The sequence below is a fragment of the Kribbella sp. VKM Ac-2568 genome (assembly GCF_004345365.1).
Classification (GTDB): Bacteria; Actinomycetota; Actinomycetes; order Propionibacteriales; family Kribbellaceae; genus Kribbella; species Kribbella orskensis.
The window spans coordinates 289,032-306,941 of record NZ_SLVF01000009.1; the positions used below are offsets into that span (position 1 = coordinate 289,032).

General features: G+C 68.1%; 14 protein-coding genes. 5 read left to right on the top strand and 9 right to left on the bottom strand.

The genetic code is table 11. The features are described from left to right. Positions 1 to 87: 87 nt before the first annotated feature. The 5 genes from EV648_RS26825 to EV648_RS26850 all read right to left on the bottom strand — a co-directional run bounded on the left by EV648_RS26825 (position 88) and on the right by EV648_RS26850 (position 5,331). Complete coding sequence (locus tag EV648_RS26825) at positions 88 to 645, bottom strand: potassium channel family protein (protein WP_132297405.1); 558 nt, start codon at positions 643 to 645, stop codon at positions 88 to 90. 439 nt (positions 646 to 1,084) lie between these two features. Then, positions 1,085 to 2,119, bottom strand: a complete 1,035-nt coding sequence (locus EV648_RS26830; RefSeq protein WP_132297408.1) for an FUSC family protein — start codon at positions 2,117 to 2,119, stop codon at positions 1,085 to 1,087. A 42-nt stretch (positions 2,120 to 2,161) separates the two neighbouring features. Then, entirely contained in the window at positions 2,162 to 2,449 is a 288-nt protein-coding gene (locus EV648_RS26835; RefSeq protein ID WP_132297411.1) for a hypothetical protein, read from the bottom strand. 1,433 nt (positions 2,450 to 3,882) lie between these two features. Beyond that, positions 3,883 to 4,545 (bottom strand): hypothetical protein, encoded by a 663-nt coding sequence (locus tag EV648_RS26845; protein WP_132297414.1) that lies wholly within the window; start codon positions 4,543 to 4,545, stop codon positions 3,883 to 3,885. Positions 4,546 to 4,731: 186 nt separating this feature from the next. Continuing rightward, entirely contained in the window at positions 4,732 to 5,331 is a 600-nt protein-coding gene (locus EV648_RS26850) for a dihydrofolate reductase family protein (protein WP_132297417.1), read from the bottom strand. Positions 5,332 to 5,684: 353 nt separating this feature from the next. Here EV648_RS26850 and EV648_RS42720 point away from each other — a divergent pair, with 353 nt between their 5' ends. Both EV648_RS42720 and EV648_RS26855 read left to right on the top strand, forming a co-directional pair. Continuing rightward, entirely contained in the window at positions 5,685 to 5,861 is a 177-nt protein-coding gene (locus tag EV648_RS42720) for a hypothetical protein (RefSeq protein ID WP_158294072.1), read from the top strand. A gap of 580 nt (positions 5,862 to 6,441) precedes the next feature. Further along, complete coding sequence (locus EV648_RS26855) at positions 6,442 to 6,996, top strand: TIGR03086 family metal-binding protein (RefSeq protein ID WP_132297420.1); 555 nt, start codon at positions 6,442 to 6,444, stop codon at positions 6,994 to 6,996. A 46-nt stretch (positions 6,997 to 7,042) separates the two neighbouring features. On the opposite strand, the gene EV648_RS26860 is transcribed toward EV648_RS26855, so the two are convergent. The 4 genes from EV648_RS26860 to EV648_RS26875 form a co-directional block, all read right to left on the bottom strand. Continuing rightward, complete coding sequence (locus EV648_RS26860; RefSeq protein WP_132297422.1) at positions 7,043 to 7,330, bottom strand: DUF1905 domain-containing protein; 288 nt, start codon at positions 7,328 to 7,330, stop codon at positions 7,043 to 7,045. Between the two features lie 79 nt (positions 7,331 to 7,409). Next, on the bottom strand, positions 7,410 to 8,072 hold the full coding sequence (locus EV648_RS26865) for an MFS transporter (RefSeq protein WP_132297425.1): 663 nt from the start codon (positions 8,070 to 8,072) through the stop codon (positions 7,410 to 7,412). Positions 8,073 to 8,085: 13 nt separating this feature from the next. Next, positions 8,086 to 9,870, bottom strand: a complete 1,785-nt coding sequence (locus EV648_RS26870) for a hypothetical protein (RefSeq protein ID WP_241995626.1) — start codon at positions 9,868 to 9,870, stop codon at positions 8,086 to 8,088. Between the two features lie 75 nt (positions 9,871 to 9,945). Beyond that, positions 9,946 to 11,007: an AAA family ATPase gene (locus EV648_RS26875; protein ID WP_132297428.1), complete on the bottom strand. Its 1,062-nt coding sequence runs from the start codon at positions 11,005 to 11,007 to the stop codon at positions 9,946 to 9,948. Positions 11,008 to 11,173: 166 nt separating this feature from the next. Here EV648_RS26875 and EV648_RS26880 point away from each other — a divergent pair, with 166 nt between their 5' ends. The 3 genes from EV648_RS26880 to EV648_RS26890 all read left to right on the top strand — a co-directional run bounded on the left by EV648_RS26880 (position 11,174) and on the right by EV648_RS26890 (position 17,882). Further along, positions 11,174 to 13,981: a hypothetical protein gene (locus EV648_RS26880; protein ID WP_132297431.1), complete on the top strand. Its 2,808-nt coding sequence runs from the start codon at positions 11,174 to 11,176 to the stop codon at positions 13,979 to 13,981. Positions 13,982 to 14,352: 371 nt separating this feature from the next. Further along, the gene (locus EV648_RS26885) at positions 14,353 to 16,017 is read left to right on the top strand and encodes an ABC transporter ATP-binding protein (RefSeq protein ID WP_132297434.1); all 1,665 of its coding nucleotides are present in this window, start codon (positions 14,353 to 14,355) and stop codon (positions 16,015 to 16,017) included. Further along, on the top strand, positions 16,014 to 17,882 hold the full coding sequence (locus EV648_RS26890; RefSeq protein ID WP_199234843.1) for an ABC transporter ATP-binding protein: 1,869 nt from the start codon (positions 16,014 to 16,016) through the stop codon (positions 17,880 to 17,882). The genes EV648_RS26885 and EV648_RS26890 overlap by 4 nt, the downstream gene beginning before the upstream one ends. The last annotated feature ends 28 nt before the right edge of the window (positions 17,883 to 17,910 follow it).

A 17,910-nucleotide genomic window follows, 5' to 3' on the forward strand; every position in this document is an offset into this window, starting at 1 on the left:
TGCCGATGAGTGTTACGTTCGTGCCCGGTGCCTGGGTTCAGGCCGTATCGCGTTGCGCGGAACTCGCTGATTCCGGGAATGCTGATGTCAGGCGTCTGCGGTTGGGGTCCCCGAACGCTTGGGGGCGACCTTGGCCGCCTGAACAAGCGCCCTGATCACGGCACCGATCAGGACCAGGTCGAGGATCATTTGGGCCGTTACGATCGTGCGGGCGCTGTGGCTGGTGGCCAAGATGTCGCCAAAGCCCACCGTCGTAAAGACCGTGACCGTGAAGTAGAGACTGTCGCCGCGGGTGAGCCCGGTCAGGTTGAAGTTCCCCGGGTTGGCCTGCGACATCATGTAGTACGTCGAGGCGAACAGCAGCAGGAACAGCGGTACGGTCACGGCCAGGGCCTCAATCGCCTTGGCCGCCGGTTGGGCTGCCCGGATGATCGAGCGCACCTGGAGCATGGTCACGGCGGCAACAATGACGACACCGCCGGCGACAATCACGCCGAACGGTACCTTCGCCAGCTCGTCGAGTGGCAGAGTGAAGTAGGCCACCACGAGGACGGTCACGATGCTCAGGCCACGGACAACAGCGATAAGTAACACGCGACGCCGGTGAGCCGGCATCGGCGTCTGGACCTCCGCAGGGTCGGGCATGCCGCCTCCTTTGCTCGGGAATCACTGTCCACCAGTGTCCTTGGTGGACCACGAGGCGGCCGATGTCGTGGTGACAAAGAGTTTCCGCACACGCCGCGATCCGAGCTCAGTCACGTGCCGATGTGCGGATGCTGACGGCGACCCCGATGTCAGAATGCCGCATGCCCACTGAGCGCTTCGAGGGTGCAGCCAGGCGAGTGCTCGCCGGGGACGAGTCGGTTCAAGCGGCCCAAGAGCTGAAGTTGGTACGCGTATCCCGCTCGGTTCTGAGCATCCCTGAGAAGGCGAAGATCTGCCGGCTGTCTTCCACCCGCAAGAACTTACCAACGTCCGGACATGGCCGCGATCCGCGCGGTCATGGGGATTTGCGTGTGCCTTGTTGCGGGCGCCGGTTCTCATCTGAAGGTCCCGCCGCGTGGCGACCGGCCAGGGTCAGCGATCAGGCACCCGGCGCGTTGCTTGCCAGTTCTGGTTGTGGGTATCGCCTGGCCAGCCTGTCCGCGATGAGATGGAGGGCGGCCAGGCCGATGATCAGCAGGGCGACACCGGCGAGAATCTGGACCCCGCGTTCCTCGGCTTCGTGCGCGACGTCCCCTGGAGCGGCCAGGAACAAAACGAGCGCGAACGTGTACAGGCCGTACATCCGCCAGTACGTCGCCCGCTGCAGCACCGCGAGCAAGACTGCGACGATGGCGAGCGCGGTCATGGCCCACGGGGGCGGGGCGATGATCGCCACGACCACCGCGGCGGCCGCGCCGACCGCGGTGCCGAGCGCCTTGTCTTGAATCCGCTCACGGTGTCCCATCAACACGTACATGACCAGGACGAGGACCGGTTCTGGCACCCAGTACGGCTCGGTCCACGACAGCGCCACGCCAACGGCTGCGGCGGCACCCATCACCGCGCCGAAAGCGAGCGCGATGACGGCGGTGACTGGCAGCGAGTACCGGGCGCCATCGACCACCGCCGGAGCACCGAAACGACGCACGATCACGATGCCGTACCCGGTGCCCACCGCGACGATTGCGCCGAAGGTGACCGCGGATGTGGCGGTCGAGACCGGCGTGACGAAGGTGGCCGCGAAGGGAGCCATCAGCAGCGGGGCGAACCAGCCGAACCGGTACCCGGCACCAGCGATTGCGCCCGTTGCCGCCAGCAGCGCCACCCACCACCAGTCGTATGCGGTGTATGCGCCCAGCCCGGCAACGATCCCGACCAGCGGCGTCACGTAGAGCATCCTGCGTGTCCCGCCGAGCTTCGCACCGATAGCGCCCCACACCACGCCGGTGAACAACGCCGAGACACCCAACTCGCCCACCAACACGCCGACCACGACCGCAGGTAGCACCACCCCGACCAGCACCGCGCCGAGAAGATGGAGGATCCGACGACCACCCGACGGCCCGTCCGCCGCAGGCCCCGCAGCCTCGGTCGGCTCTTGGTCCCCGGGGCCGACATTCTCACCATCACCCATGTCCACCACCCACCCAAGAATCCGCCCGGCCCCGTGGCGACTCTACGCGCCGACCAACGGACCGAGCCACCCCGACCACCGAGCCACTCGACCACCGCCCGGACGGCTCCAGAACGGAAGGGCACGGAACCTAGCCTCGCGCGCGAACCGATCACGCTCGATGGCGAGCCGCACGCCCAGCACCACCACCGCCAGCAGCAACCAGACGCCCACAGCGAACCAGAGCGTGAGGGCAGAGAGGACCGCCCGATGGTCAGGGTAGAGATCGATGGAGACGACGCCGGAGGCCATCACGACCGCTCCCAGTGCCGGCCGGATCGCATCCTCCACCCGCCGCATGCGGGGCGGCCCAGACGCCGGGAACGGTCCCGCAGGGCTGGACACGCCTAGAGTCTCGCACGGTGCCGCCCCTTGATCGCGTGCCCTGCGGACATCCGGACATGCCGCAGTCCGCGCGGTCATGCCGATGACAACCATCAGCTGGCACTGGACTGTCAAGCATGAGCCGTGACAGGACAGGCGTACTGACGTCCCCGCTGCCGAGTTGACCTCTTATGGATCAAGGGCGCGCCTCCGGCGCGCCAGCCGGGGCCCCGCCCTCCGGGGGCGGGGCGGCCCATGCGGACTGCCGTCCGAACCCGCCCCGCCCCCGGAAGGCACCCCGGCCATCACCAGGAGAACGACCAGCTCCTGCGGTCATTCGACGTGCCGGCACGATCGAGCTGAGGCCACGACGGCTGGCAACGGGGAGGGTCGGGTCTCGCTGACGCACCAGGTAGTCGTCCAGCGACTCAAGCCGACACCACGCGCCGAAACCGGGGACCCGGCGTCCAGGTGCTCCGGGGCCGCCCCGAAGAAGTCGGGCTTCGTGCCTGCCCGAGTTTGTCAATAGAGGCTGGAGGCGCTGCCGCAAGACAGCGAACGTCACGGCGATCTGCCGTGCTGTCGGCTGGGCGATTAACGGGCGATTAGGAGGGGCCAGCCGAGGTCAACCGGGGCCACTTGGAGGGCACCGGTTGGCGGTCAGGGCCGCGCGGTGAGCATGCCTTCGTCCGATCTTCCAAACTGGCTACGCGAGTTCGATTCTCGTCACCCGCTCGGCACACGAAAGGCCCTCAGCCACAGGGATTCTGCGGCTGGGGGCCTTCGTCATGCCGAGATCGGTTTCCGGCGGCGTGCCCTCCACGTGCCCTAAGTGCTCGGGACCAGCACTCCGGCCGCCCGTCCTCATCGCCAGGCGTGCCCCCATCAGCAGCCTTGGTCTGTCGTTCAACTACCCCGTTCAGCTGGTCGGCGATCTCCCGAGCCCGCTCGTCCGTGGCGTGGTGGTAGATGAGCGCCGCACGCATCGTGGAGTGCCCCATGCGCTGCATCAGCTCCCGCGTGGACGCGCCACTCACCGAGGCCAGGTGGTTACCGGTGTGGCGCAGGTCATGGAAGGTGAACCCTGCCGGGAGTGCCCCGATGCCCCAAAGACGACCAGCAAGAAAGCAGCCATGACGAGCATCCGGCTCCTCCTTGACATCCCCACGCTAGTCAGCGGTGGCCGGTGGATCGACGCAGGGTGCGCACTGATCTCGGCATGAGCGTGCGTTGGTTCACTCGGTTAGTGCCGGATCGCGAGCGCGCCGAACCGTTCCCGCGAGGCGTACCATGCTGGGCCTTGCAACGGCCGGTCCGCTCGGGTTACGCCCTCGCCGCGCAGCAGCCAAAGGAGATGGAGACAACCCGCCTCTTGAGGGCGGGCTGTCTCCATCATCCTCCTACTTCGATCCAACAATCGAACATCGGTAGACCTCGTCCGTCGAGACGAGCGTGATTTCAGGATTGGCCCCAGCCGCAGCCGCCAGGACCTCGTCCTCAGACGTGAACTGGTGGGGAGTGACTCCCGCGTTGAAGACGATGAGGACCTGGTGCCACAGGGGGTTGAACCCCTCACCCTGGATTGCATCGATCACCGAAAGGAAGTCCTGCTCTTCGTCGAGGTCGTTCGAGGCGTAGATCGTGTTGACGCCCTTGTTGTGCGCGAGCAGCGGGTCAGACGCGGCCACCTCGAACATGTTGACGGTGACTTGCTGCCCCTCGTAGAAGACGGGCCTTTGAGTCGAAGCGCCGTTCGGGCTCCCCTGCGCGAGCGCGGTGCCGGCCGTGAGGGCAACGAACAGGCCAGCGGTGACGAGCAAGGCTCCGATCCTCGATGTGACTCTGTTCAGCGGCATGCTGAACCTCCCTTGTGTCGAAGCGGGACCTTCCCGCCCCGTACTGGGGACTACGTGCGGGTTCGTATCAAGGTTCACTGAAACGAGGTAAACGCTCGGCGACCAACCGTCTGTGAACAGCGGGGGGCCGCTCGACGCATCGACACTGAACACGGGGGCAGCGTCATCCAGACCGCCGGTGAAGATGAGGACCCCGGCAGCCTTCATCTCTGCCTGCCCTCAGCGCGCCGGCAGCCTTAGCCGCAGCGCGTAGATCCTCGTCCGTGAGGTCGGGCACCCACTCGTCGTTGAATGCGATGAGGTACTCGGTCATGTCACCTCCTTTTGCGGCGTGGCTCCAGCGGCCACTCTCCACCTTCTCCACGAACGGCGGCAGCCCACTCCGACACCGGGTCAGGATCTTCCGGCATCCGCGTGCAGGGTGGGCCGGTAGGTGAGCTCTTGGATGTTGCCGTCGAGCGTCCGGCTCTCGATCAACTCGAGGTCGAAGTCGGCCGCACCCTGGAAGATCGGGTCCACTCCGGTCTGACCGGTGATCACAGGAAAGATCGTCACCTGGACACGATCGACCAGACCGGCGGCCATCAGCGCCCGGTTCATCGACAGGCTGCCGTGCGAGCGCAACGGCACCTCGGACTCCTCCTTCAGCCGGGCGACGACCTCAACGGCGTCGCCGCTCACGAGGGTCGCGTCCGGCCAGTCGAGGGGTCCCTGCAGTGTCGTCGACACCACCGTTGTCGGCAGGTTCCTCATCCGGGTGTTCACTGGGTCACCCACCTCGGACTCCTCGGTGCTCGAGCCCAGCAACTGCACGAATTGCCGAAAGGTGTTGGCCCCGAGGACCATCCGCTGCTCCGCGCCGTACACGGCGAGGCGACGGTCGTCCAGCTCGGGGCCTTGCTTGCCCCAGTAACCGCCCCAGTCGCCACTGCTGTTGTAAGAGCCGAAGCCGTCGAGGCTGGAAAAGACGTCGAAGGTGTAAGTAGCAGTCATCATGCTCTCCTTGAATACGGTGGCGCGCCCTCGTGGGCAGCCGCTCACTCCTGCTACGAACACAGCGATCCCGCTCCGACACCACCTCCCCGATTTCCTCCGAGGACTTTCGGTACGCCGGTCGTGACTGCCCGGCCGCGAGACGGTTTCGGAGCGCACTGCGCCCGGACATTCGGGGTCTCGCCGAGAGTCGACGGGCCCCGCCAACAACCGCCCTTCCACTGCAGGTCCACAAGCCTGCTGCGCAAACGTCCTGTCAGGCCGATGAGCGCTCGACTGAACGGTAGTAGGCGCGCTATCCCTTGCCATGCAGGAGGAGTAGCGTCGAAGACTCTAAGCGCAGGAGGTGCGCCATGTTCGTCTTGCTGCTAGTCATCGTGCCCATCGGACTCCTAGCGATCTGGGCCATCGTCTACGACATAAAGCACCGTCGGGCGCCGCTGACGGACAACAACCCTCGAGCGGTCGCAAAGAATGTGAGGATCGAGGGTGAGGGCAAGTCGTCCGAGTGGGGAGCCGGAGGATTCTGACCGGCGACATCTGATCGGCAAGAGTCTCCCACGACGCGCGACCGCCCGGTTGCGTAGTGCATGCGCACGCTCGATGCGTTCACCGTCGTTCCACGATGAGGCCGAACCCGTAACCGCCGACTGGTTTCTCGCCCCTTGACTCTGCGCGGACGAGACCCCGCGCACGAGTCGCCAGGAAAAGTCCGGATTTGCGGCGTTCATGCCGATGTCCGGGCGCTGGGCTGAGGCCCGTTCCACGCCGATGTCGACAGTCGCACGCTGACCGCTGCTCGCCCAACCCCAGCAGCGCCGCGACGCGTCACTTCGCCCAGAGTGACAGCATGCCCACGATCCGCCCGGAGCCGAAGCTTGGGTACGTCGCCGCCTCCCAGGCCGAGGGGCACCCGGCCGACTCGGCCAATCACCGACAGCTTCGCTGCACTACTGCCAGCTCACTCGCTGTCGCTGGACCTCGGCGAAGACGCCGCTCAGCGGAGACCCAGGCCAGAGGGAACCCCTCTGCCTCGGTCCTCTGTTTACACCATGACGGCCTCGGGCTCGCGGGTGGCGGGTGGCGGGTGGCGGCGTAGCCTCCCGGGCCGTGGAGATTATTCGGGCGGCGGCTGGTGAGTTCGAGCGAGTGGTTGCGTCACTGCCGGCGGACGCGTGGGACAACGGCACTCCCTGTGACATCACGGTTCGCGAGGTTGTCGGGCATGTGGTGGCCGGCAACGTCTTCGCGGTACGGCTTCTGGCGGGGGCGTCGGCGGCGGAGGCGACTGCTGGGCTTGACGCGGATCAGTTGGGCGACGACCCGCTGGGCGCCGTGGTGGCGTCCTGCGAAAACCAGACGACGGCGTTCGCGGGCGCCGACGAGAACCGGGTGCTGCACCACCCGAGCGGCGATATCTCTCTGGATACCTTCGTCCGGTTCCGGCTCGGAGAGCTGGTCGTTCACGCGTGGGACCTGACGGTTGGCGGTGGCCTCGACCGGTCCCTGGATGCGGCTATGGTGGAGGCCCTGTGGGCTCTGGTCGAACCGAATCTCGACGAGATGCGCACGATGGGCGCCTTCGGTCCCGGCGCAAGCGCCAGCCTCTCAGACAACGCGTCACCCCAGAGCCGCCTGCTAGACGCCTTCGGCCGCCGCCCCTGATCACCTATACGTCAGATGTTCCGTACTGCGTGCCCCGTGGCCGAGGTCAGAGGTCGACTTCCAGGTTGACGGTGACGAGGTCGCCGAGTTCCAGGTCTTCGGCTTTTCGGACCCAGGACTTGATCGGGACGATGTAGGCGCCGTCCTTGGGCCAGAGGGCCGTCTTCCAGTTGGTCTCGCCGATCTGGGCGGTGACGGGGATCATGCCCCAGCCGTAGGAGACGGCGGTGGACGTCGCTTCCAGGTCGCCGCAATGGTCGTCGGGGACGGTGACGAAGTGCCACGGCGCAGGACCTTTCCAGAACCACATCTCACCGCTGAACTCCAGCTCCATCCCGCAAGCATAAGAATCCAGCCGCGGACACGCGTTGGGGCACCAGGTGAAGGAACCAGGAGAACCCCGGACGGATCGGTCACGCGGTTCGAGACGGTTTGTACTCGGATGCGGAAGCAGCCGGTGTAGACGAGAGCTGGCGGAGCGGTGAGAGGGCCACGGGCAGGGTGCCGAGGAGCATGCCGGTTGTGCTGAGGGTCAGGGTCAGGCGGAGACCCAACACGCCGGCGAGTAGGCCGGAGGTGAGGGCGCCGAGGGTTTGGCCTCCTATGACGAGGGTTCGCCAAGTGGCTGTGGTTTGGCCTAGGAGGGACTCGGGGACCAGCGACTGGCGGAGGGTTTGTTGGGGGACGCCGTAGAGCGGCATGCTCAGGCCGCTGAAGAGTTGGGCCAGGAAGACCAGCGGGGTTGCGGCCAAAGCAAGGAGGACGCCGCCGAGCGAGGCCAGGATTTGGCCGGAGAAGTAGGCGCGGCCCAAGCCGAGGCGGTTGCTGTACGCCGGGGCGACCGCCGCGCCGAGGACTGAAGCGGCGCCCGCGACTGTGATTGCCACGCCGACCAGCGCGGGCGACCAGTGGAGCTCTCGGACCAGGTACAGGACGACCAGCGGTCCCTGCATGGCACCGGCGACCGCGCCGATGGTCGCCGAGATGGTGAGCGGCCGCAGCACCGGATGAGCGAAGAGCACCCGCAGACCTGCACCTGTCAGCCGGCAACGCCCAGTACTACGCCTGTTCACCACCAGCGAAGCCTGTTCACTGCACGCGAAACACAGGCCCACGAGGAGTGAAGGGCAACGTCGCGGAGGCCGGGATCAGCCAGGCATGGTCGCGCCGCACCCGCACCACGTCGCAGTACCCGTCGGTGATGAGCAGGATCGGTCCGTTCGCCGGGAAGTCCTCGGCCTGCTCCAGGAGATCCACCCCCGGCTGCAGCACGGTCCCGCCCCGCCCACGCACCTGCACGCGCCCGCCGATGTCCTCGACCGGGATGTACCCCGCGTCGTAGGCGGCGGCATCGCAGTAGACCACCCGCGCCGCCGGAACGTCCCGCGCCTGCGAGTACGACGCGATCGCGCCGAGCGCCTTCCCCAGCAGTACCCGGTCCATCGAGCCCGAGGTGTCCAGCACCACCCCGTACGTCGGGAGCAACTCCTGCGACACCGGGCGGATCCACCCCGGCCGCGGGATGTCCGGCGTACTGGCCTGACGACGCGAGGCGCGCGCATACGTTCGCAAGCGCGTCACCGAAGGCACGTGTTCCTCGAACCACCGGGCCAACTGCGCGTCCCAGGCCAGTGGCGGGTGATCCAGCGCCCGGATCTCCTCCACCAGCCCAGCAGGGAGCAAGCCACGCGAGGGATCGTGGTAGGCCAGCCCGGTCGTCAGTGCGCGCCGGTAGATGTCGTCCAGCCCAGTGGCCCGGCGGGACTCGCCTGGATGCGGCAGTGGCTGTCCCAGCACGTCGCCGAGTCCCACACCGCGCAGTGTCGCCAGCTTCCGGTAGCGGCGCAGGTCAGTGGTGATCCGGTCGTACACGGCCTCAGCGGACAACCCCTTGAGCGCCGGATCGTGCAGTGCGCCGTCCGGCATCACGCCGACGCCCATCTCCAGTAGCCACCCGTTGATGACCAGATCGGCCGCCACGTTCCACAGGTAGGGATCCCGGCCGCCCACCCGCTCACCGTGCCGCAGGGCGGCGTGCAGCATCTCGTGGGCCATCACGAAGCGCCACTCGTTCTGCGTCAGCGACGTCAGCGGGTTGACATAGATCTCCCCCGCGGCGGCGTTCACGGCCGCCACGTGGATGTCCCAGCCACGCGCGACCTCGACGTCGGCTACCACCTTCGTGCAGGCGGCCATTGCCCCCAGCAACGGATAGGACGAGACGAACCAGCCGAGCGCGGAGTCCCACAGGTCGACGCGGCTCCGCGAGTCCGACAAGGACGTCCGCGCGCCGCCGGCCACATCCACCGCCGCGGTCGCCGCCGCCGACAACCCGGCCGCGAACCGCTCCTGCCACTTCGGTGGATCACCCCAGCCTGTGTACGCCGAGATCAGCACGTCTGCCCGTGCAGCACCCGCCACCCCGAGATCGCAGTACTCGGCCGGTACGCCGACGCGACGCCAGTGCCGCGCGAGGGCATCCTCCTCGGTGCCGGGGTACGACGGGGGCAGCTCGACGACCGGGCGGCCGATCTTGAGCGACCCGAGGAACCGGTTCACGGCGACATCGCAGGCCGCGGCGGCAGCGGCGTCCGGCGCGAGTCGATCGGATCCTGCGTGCCCGAGGCCGAGGTGGATCAGCAGGTGCGCGAAGACCCAGGTCCACTCCTCGACGGTCGCCCGCCGGGTCGGGTGCACACGGACCTGACCGTTCGAGTCGACGGTCGCCCAGCCGTCGCGGGGGAACTGGTCCAGGCGCTGCGGCAGCCGCCACTCACTCGCCATCGGTGCGAACAGCGGATGCGCCGAGATCACCTTCCAGGCCGAATGGATCGCTTCCAGCGCCGGATCCCGCCGCGCCTTCCTGCTAACCACCGCACACCGAACCAGGCACCGACCCACGGCAACTCCGAAGACCGCGGCGCCACGGACCACGCATCGGCGCGCTCATCAGGCCCGAGCAGCCACGAGGCGCGGCAGGTCCCGCGTCACCTCGACCAGGAACCAGGCCGGCAGCACCGGCCGGCCGTCCTCGTCCGACGCGATCACGATCTGCGCCACCTCGAGCGAGATCTCCGCCAGCTCCACCAGCAACGCCTTGCCCCGATGGGCCAGCTGCTTGGCCGCCGGACTCGCCGAGGCCTTGTCCGCCGCCAGTTCCTTCACCAGCCTGGCCCGGAACGTCTCGGCCAGGAAGTACAGCAGGTCGCGGTCCTCAGGCGCCGCCGGCCAGCCGGCCTCACCCTTCAGCACCGCCTCGAACCCGAAGGAGTTCCGGACCGTCTTCACGAACGCCCGGAAGGTCGAGGCGTGCGTCGCCGTCAAGGTGCCGAAGGCAAGCACCCGCAGCATCTCGTCGTCGATCGCGGCGCCGTACGAGTGCAACGCGTCCGACAACATGTGCCAGCTTCGCGGCGTCGAGAACGGCTCCTCCGTCTTCGGCGGCGCGGTCCACAGGTGATCCGGCCGGTTCCGCAGATAGTCGAGCACCCACGGGTGGATCCCGGCGCCACCGGCCCAACGCAGCCAGTCGTCCGCGGAGGCCCGCAGATGAAGGTGCACCAGCCGGTTCACCAACGCCGAGGCCATCGGCCGGGCCAGCGCGTTGTCCGTCGCCCGGTTGCCCGCGCCGATCACGACCGACCCCAGCGGCAGCTCGTACTCCCCGATCCGGCGATCCAGGATCAGCGAGTAGAACGCCTTCTGGACCTCGGCCGTGGACGCGTTCAGCTCGTCCAGGAACAGACAGTACGGCTCGTCCCGCGCGATGCTCAGCGGCGGCGCGAACCGGCTCCGCCCGTCCACGATCTGCGGTACGCCGATCAGGTCCTCGGGTGCGAGCTGGGTGCCGAGCAGCGTGACGCACTCCAGCCCGAGCGACTCCGCGAACGAGCGGACCAGACTGCTCTTGCCGATCCCGGGCGCTCCCCAGAGGAAGACCGGGCGGACCACGGCGACGTGCAGCAACACCTCGGGCAACTGGGCCGGTGTCACCGTGATGGCAGCCTGCATCGGGTCCTTTCCAACGGGAAATCGAATCCCCCTGAGGGTCCCGCAGCGGCCGCTCGCCTGTCACCTGGATATCGACCGGCGCTGTCCGATGACCGGCCGCAACGGTTATTGTTCCGCGGTCAAGGGGACACGCCGAGGGTGCGGCGTCCCCGGGGGAGAGTCACGCATGATGTTCCGTACCAAGGCGCTGGCTGGTGCCTGCGCGCTGATCCTGGTGCCACTCGTCGCGAGTCGGGTGATGGCTGCCGAACCGCCGGCCCACCTCGGGCAGGGCACCGCACTGGGGAACCGCCTGGTCGCCGACCCCGCGGTACAGATCAGGCAGGCGACGAGCTCGTACTACGTGACGTCATACGGGCAGGCGGACGACCAGTCGCCCGAGCCGTGGGAGATCCTCAGCACCACGAACGGCGCGCTCGTCCGCACCGACCCGCGACTCCGCGACGAGCCCGACAAGGCGCCCACCCTGCTCGGCAAGTACGTCGTCACCCCGAGCGCGGTGAAGGTGAGCTTCCGGGACATCGCCACCGACGCGAGCACCGACGTCGACGTACCGGCGGGGGCGACGTACCAGGGCGCGTACCCCGGCGGCATCCTGCTGTCCCGCGCGGCTGACGGCGGCTCGTTCGCCTTGCGCGCCGTGAACAACACCGAGAAGCCCGTCACCGGCGCGACCTTCGGCGACCCCACGATCCTCGACAGCACGGACACCGCGCTCCTGATCGGCGTCGCCGGCCACCTGTACGTCGTCGACCTGGCCACCGGTACTGCGACCTCGGCCGCGACCCTGGTCGCCAATCCCGCCTGGGCGCAACTGACCCCGAACAGGGTGATCTGGCAGACCGCCGCCACCGCAGACTCCAAGACGCTCGGCTGGAAGCAGCGGACGAGCGCGACGACCGGCAGCGTCGAGGTTCCGTTCGGCCAGCCCCTCCTGACCGTCGGCGACGACGTAGCGGTGCTGGTGCCCACGTCCAAGGTGATGGCGAAGGTCGCGGTCAACGACGGAACGGTGACCCAGTCCTTCCTGACCGGCGTGCATGACGCGGCCGACCTCGGCAACGGCCGGTTGCTCGTCTCGGCGCAGAGCAAGGTGGCCAGTGTCGGCGCCGACGGCGTGCTGCAGACCGTGAAGGCGACTCCGGCGTTCGCGGCGCAGGTCAGCAACGTCGGCCTGTCCGGCGCGCGCGTGGTCACCTCGGACAGCCAGCCGGACCACGGCCTCTACGAGACGACCACCGACGGCAGCACCTGGAGCGCGCTGAACACCAGTAACGCGACCAAGCCGCTGCAACTGGAAGGGACCACGCTGGTCAGCTACCAGGGGACCACCGCGCGTGTGCGTGGTTCCGCCGGGGACCTGACCTTCCCGGCGACCGACGAGGTCGTCCTCGGCAAGGGCGGCAAGCTGGTCTCACACCACGTGGCCGGCGCAGCCACCGCCGAGATCTACAACGTCGACACCAAAACCAAGATCGCGGACTACGCTCCCCCGTTCGCGCTGGCGGACAACACCGTCTGGAAGGTGACCGAGCCCGGCGTACTGGCCGGCAAGGACCTCGTCCTCGACACCACCAAGACCGTCACCGTTGCCAGTGGTTGTGCGGTCGGTGCGGATCGGGTCAACGGCCGCTGGGCTCTGCTGTCCGGCTGCAACGGCGGCAACCAGGTCGTCGACGTGAAGGGTCCAGAAGCTCCACGCATCCTGACCGTCGGCGCCGACGCCCAGCTCGGCAACGGGTTCGTGGTGCAGTCCTACGCGAGCGAGGACTCGAGCGGCCTGCCGACGAAGGAACTGCTCGTCACCGACCTCAACGACCAGTCGCTGGGCCAGCGTCGCTACGGCCCGATCCTCGGTCGCCTGCAGCCGGCCAGCTTCCGCGCGGACGGCGCGAGCGGTCCCAAGATCATCTACGCCGATGCCGACGCCCGACCGCGGATCGCCACGCTCAGCTGGCTGGCGCCCGACCCGCAGCAGCGGCCGGACACGACCGCGCCGACCCTGACGAGCGCCTCGGCGGGCGACCGCCTGCGGGACAACACGAGCATCTCGTTCGACTGGGCTTACACAGACCCGCAGGACCCGAACGCACCGGCCAGCGGCATCCTCTCGTACGACCTGAGGATCCAGCAGCGCCCGAACCGGACCTCGCCGTACGGCGCCTGGAACCAGGTGGCCGGCTGGCAGGGGCTGAAGGCCACAGCGGCCAGCATGAGCGCCGCGGCGGGCACCGATACCTGCTGGCAGGTCCGCGCCCGCGACTACGCCGGGAACCTGAGCGCCTGGAGCAGCTCGTACTGCACCGAGGTCGACGGCATCGCGCCGACGGCCGTCACCCTGCGGATCGGCGACCGGATCACCCTGACCAGCCCGACCACGGTCCGCTGGGCGTACACGGACGAGACCTCGGTCTCGACGTACGACGTCGTCTACAAGACCGCCGCCGCGGGTGCCGCGTTCGGGAAGTGGATGTACCCGGCAACCTGGCAGAACACCCAGATCACGTCGATCACCTGGGCTCCGCGGCTGGGCATGGACGAGTGCTTCATGGTCCGCGCCCGGGACGTCCTCGGGAACCTCTCGGCCTGGTCGCCGCAACTGTGCACGGTGGCTCCGCAGGACGACCGGGCCCTGATCTCGTCGTCGGGCGGCACCGTGACCAGGGGGACCAGCACGACGGCCTTCCAGGGGACCACCTCGACCCTGCTCAAGAGCGGCGCCTACCTGACCAAGACCGCCGAGGCCGGCGTGCGGGTCCTGCTGGTCACGATCAACGGCCCGGGCCAGGGCAAGGTGGACGTCTACCACGCGAACATCAAGCTCGCCACGGTGTCACTCACAGCCACCAGCACCCAGCGCAAGGTGACCTACCTGCCGATCACGCCGTTCCGCACCGGGGCGATCAAGATCGTCTCCACCTCGACCGCCCCGGCGGTCATCGACGGGGTCGCGTTCCTCCGCCAGAATCCCTAGCGGCCGCCGCGATCGATGGAGCAGCGCACTCGAGGTGCTGAGATCTATCACGATTCGTGATCAGTGTGAGCCCTGTCACCGCGCGGTGGCGGGGCTCACCCATTGCACAAAGCGGTAATTCATCACCCGGGAATGGAAATCGCAGGACAAGCGCTTACCTACTGAGCGATACTGGAAAGTGCGCCGTTTTCCGGTCGCGTCCCCCTCCCGTGCCGAGCATGTTGGGAAGTGCGCCCCTCCAGATGCCCTCAGAGCAACCTGTCCAAGCGCCGTCGATCGCAGCCCCTTCTAGCCGCCGTACCCCCAGGCGGAGCCAGAATCTCTGGCGGCTCCGCCCCTATCTCCGCCCCCACAAGTGGCGCCTGGCGATCATGTTCTCCACCGCCATGCTGGGCGTCGCCGTCGGCCTCACCGTTCCCCTGGTCACCCGGGCCATCATCGATGGACCGGTCACCCGCCACGAGATCGACCTGCTCCTCCCGCTGGCCCTGCTGGCCCTCGGCCTCAGCATCAGCGAGGTGCTGCTGGTCTGGGCCCGCCGCTGGGCGCAGTCCCGGGCCGTCAGCGACCTCGAGGCCGCTCTCCGTAACGACCTCTACATCCGGCTGCAAGCGCTGCCGATGGAGTTCCACAGCCGCTGGCAGAGCGGTCAGTTGCTGTCCCGGGTCACCGCCGACCTGTCCACCATCCGCCGGTTCATGGGCTTCGGCCTGCTGTTCCTGGTGATCAACGTTTTGCAGCTGGTGGTCGTCACCATCCTGCTGCTCCGGCTGTACTGGCCGCTCGGCATCGTGGTCCTGGTGGCCGCGGCACCGATCATCGTGGTGTCGCTGAAGTTCGAGAAGAAGTACCTGGCGATCTCCCGGCGGGTGCAGGACCAGCAGGGCGACCTGGCCACCCGGATCGAGGAGTCGGCGGTCGGCTTCCGGGTGATCAAGGCCTTCGGCCGCCGCGAGCACGTGAAGCAGCAGTTCAACGGCGGCGCGGTGAAGCTCTACGACACGTCGGTGGACAAGGTCCGGCTGGCGTCGCGGTTCTGGACCTTCCTGGAGGTGATCCCGAACCTGACCCTGGTGATCGTGCTGCTGCTCGGCGCGCTCGCGGTCGGCCGGGAGGCCATCACGCTCGGCACCCTGGTCGCGTTCATCACCTTGATGCTGTCGCTGATCTGGCCGGTGGAGTCGCTCGGCACCATCCTCGCGATGGCGCAGGAGGCGATGACGTCGGCGGACCGGATCAGCGAGATCCTGGACACCGAGTCCACCATCACCGACGGCCCGGACGAGCTGGTGAACCCGCGGGGGCACCTGCGGTTCGAGCACGTCAGCTTCCGGTTCAGCCCGGACTCGGCCGACGTACTGCGTGACATCAACCTGGACCTGCCGCCCGGTACGACGCTGGCGCTGGTCGGCGCCACCGGCTCCGGCAAGACCACGCTCACCTCCCTGGTCCCCCGGCTGTACGACGTGACCGGCGGGCGGATCACGATCGACGGGCACGACGTCCGGGATCTCACCCTGAAATCGCTGCGGACCGCGGTGGCCTCGGCCTTCGACGACCCGACGCTGTTCTCGATGAGTGCCCGGGAGAACATCACGCTGGGCCGGCCGGACGCGTCCGAGGCGGACGTGCAGCAGGCCCTGGAGATCGCCCAGGCGACCTTCGCGAACGACCTGCCCTGGGGTCTGGACACCCGGGTCGGTGAGCAGGGCATGTCCCTGTCCGGTGGCCAACGGCAACGACTCGCGCTCGCGCGTGCGGTGCTCGCCAGGCCCGCCGTACTGGTGCTCGACGACACGCTGTCGGCGCTCGACGTACACACCGAGGCCCTGGTGGAGGAGGCGCTGCGGAACGTGCTCGCGGCGACCACCGGCATCGTGGTGGCACACCGCGCGTCCACGGTGATGCTGGCCGACCAGGTGGCGCTGCTGGAGAACGGCACGATCACCCACGTCGGCACTCACGCGGAACTGCTCGCCACCGTTCCGGCGTACCGGACCTTGCTCGCGGCGGAAGAGGAGGAGGTGCACGCATGACGACGACCCAGCAGACACCTCCGCAGTCCTCGACCGACCAGCCTGCCGCCCAGCAGGACTCCTGGCGCGGGTACGCCGAGGAGGGCAACGACGAGTTGTCGAGGGCAACGACCGTGCGGCTCAAGGAGCAGTCGCGCAAGTTGCTCGGCGAACTCCTGCGGCCGTACCACAAGCTGATCTGGCTGCTCGTCGTGATCGTCGTGGTGGAGAACGCGGCGCGGCTCGCGGTGCCGTACCTGGTCCACCTCGGCATCGACAAGGGCATCCCGCCGATCCTGGCCGGCGAGGGCAGTAAGACACTGCTCACGGTGGTCGCGGCGGTGTTCGCCTCGGCCCTGATCCAGGCCGCGGCCCGGTGGCTCTTCCTGATGCGGTCCGGCCGGCTCGGTCAGACGATCCTGCTCGGCCTGCGCCGGCGGGTGTTCGACCACTTCCAGCGGCTCAGCCCGTCGTTCCACGACAAGTACACCTCGGGCCGGGTGATCTCCCGGCTGACGTCGGACGTCGACGTCATCGACGAGATGCTGGAGACCGGGTTCGACGGCCTGGTGACAGCGCTGCTCACCCTGATCGGAACGTCCGTCCTGCTGCTCACGCTGGACGTCAAGCTCGGCCTGCTCGCCCTGTTGTCGTTCCCGGCGCTGTTCCTGCTGACCGCGTGGTTCCGCCGCCGGTCGGCGATCGTCTACCGGCGCACGCGTGAGGCCGTAGTACTGGTGATCGTGCACTTCGTCGAGTCGATGACCGGTATTCGCGCCGTCCAGGCGTTCCGCCGGGAACCGCGCAACGAGGAGATCTTCTGGGGCGTCAACGACAAGTACCGCGAGGCCAACCTCGAGTCGTTCCGGATCAACGCGATCTTCATGCCGTCGATCAAGGGCGTCGGCAACATCACCATCGTCGCCATCCTGGCCTACGGCGGCTGGCAGGCCTACCACGGGCACGTCACGGTCGGCGTGCTGACCGCGTTCCTGCTGTACCTGCGGCAGTTCTTCGAGCCGCTGCAGGACATCTCGCAGTTCTACAACACCTTCCTGTCCGCGAGCGCCGCGCTGGAGAAGCTGTCCGGCGTGCTCAACGAGAAGCCCGACGTCGCCGAGCCGGTGCAGCCGGCCCAGCCGACCAAGGCACGGGGTCACCTGCAACTGCGCAACGTGCAGTTCTCGTACGTCGACGGGGTGGCCGTGCTGCCCGGGCTCGAGCTCGACGTACCGGCCGGGCAGACGCTTGCCCTGGTCGGGACCACCGGCGCGGGCAAGACCACGATCGCCAAACTGGTGGCGAGGTTCTACGACCCGACCGGCGGGCACGTGATGCTGGACGGGATCGACCTGCGGAAGCTGACCGAGGACGACCTGCGCGAGCGGGTGGTGATGGTGACGCAGGAGAACTTCCTGTTCACCGGGACCGTGGCCGACAACATCCGGTTCGGCAAGCCGGACGCGACCATGGACGAGATCGTCGAAGCGGCCAAGGTGATCGGCGCGCACGACTTCATCATGGCGCTGCCGGACGGCTACGAGACCCCGGTCGCGAAGCGGGGCAGCCGGCTGTCCGCGGGCCAGCGGCAACTGGTCGCGTTCGCCCGGGCCTTCCTGGCGGACCCGGCGGTGCTGATCCTGGACGAGGCAACCTCCAGCCTCGACATCCCCAGCGAGCGGCTGATCCAGCGCGCGCTGCGGACCATCCTGGACGACCGGACCGCGATCGTGATCGCCCACCGCCTCTCCACCGTGGAGACCGCGGACCGGGTGATCGTGCTCGAACACGGCCGCATCATCGAGGACGGCACCCCCGCCGACCTCATCACCACCGGCGGCAACTACGCCGGCCTCCACCAGGCCTGGGAAGACTCCCTCGCCTAACCCCGCAGTACCACGAAACCGCCCCGAG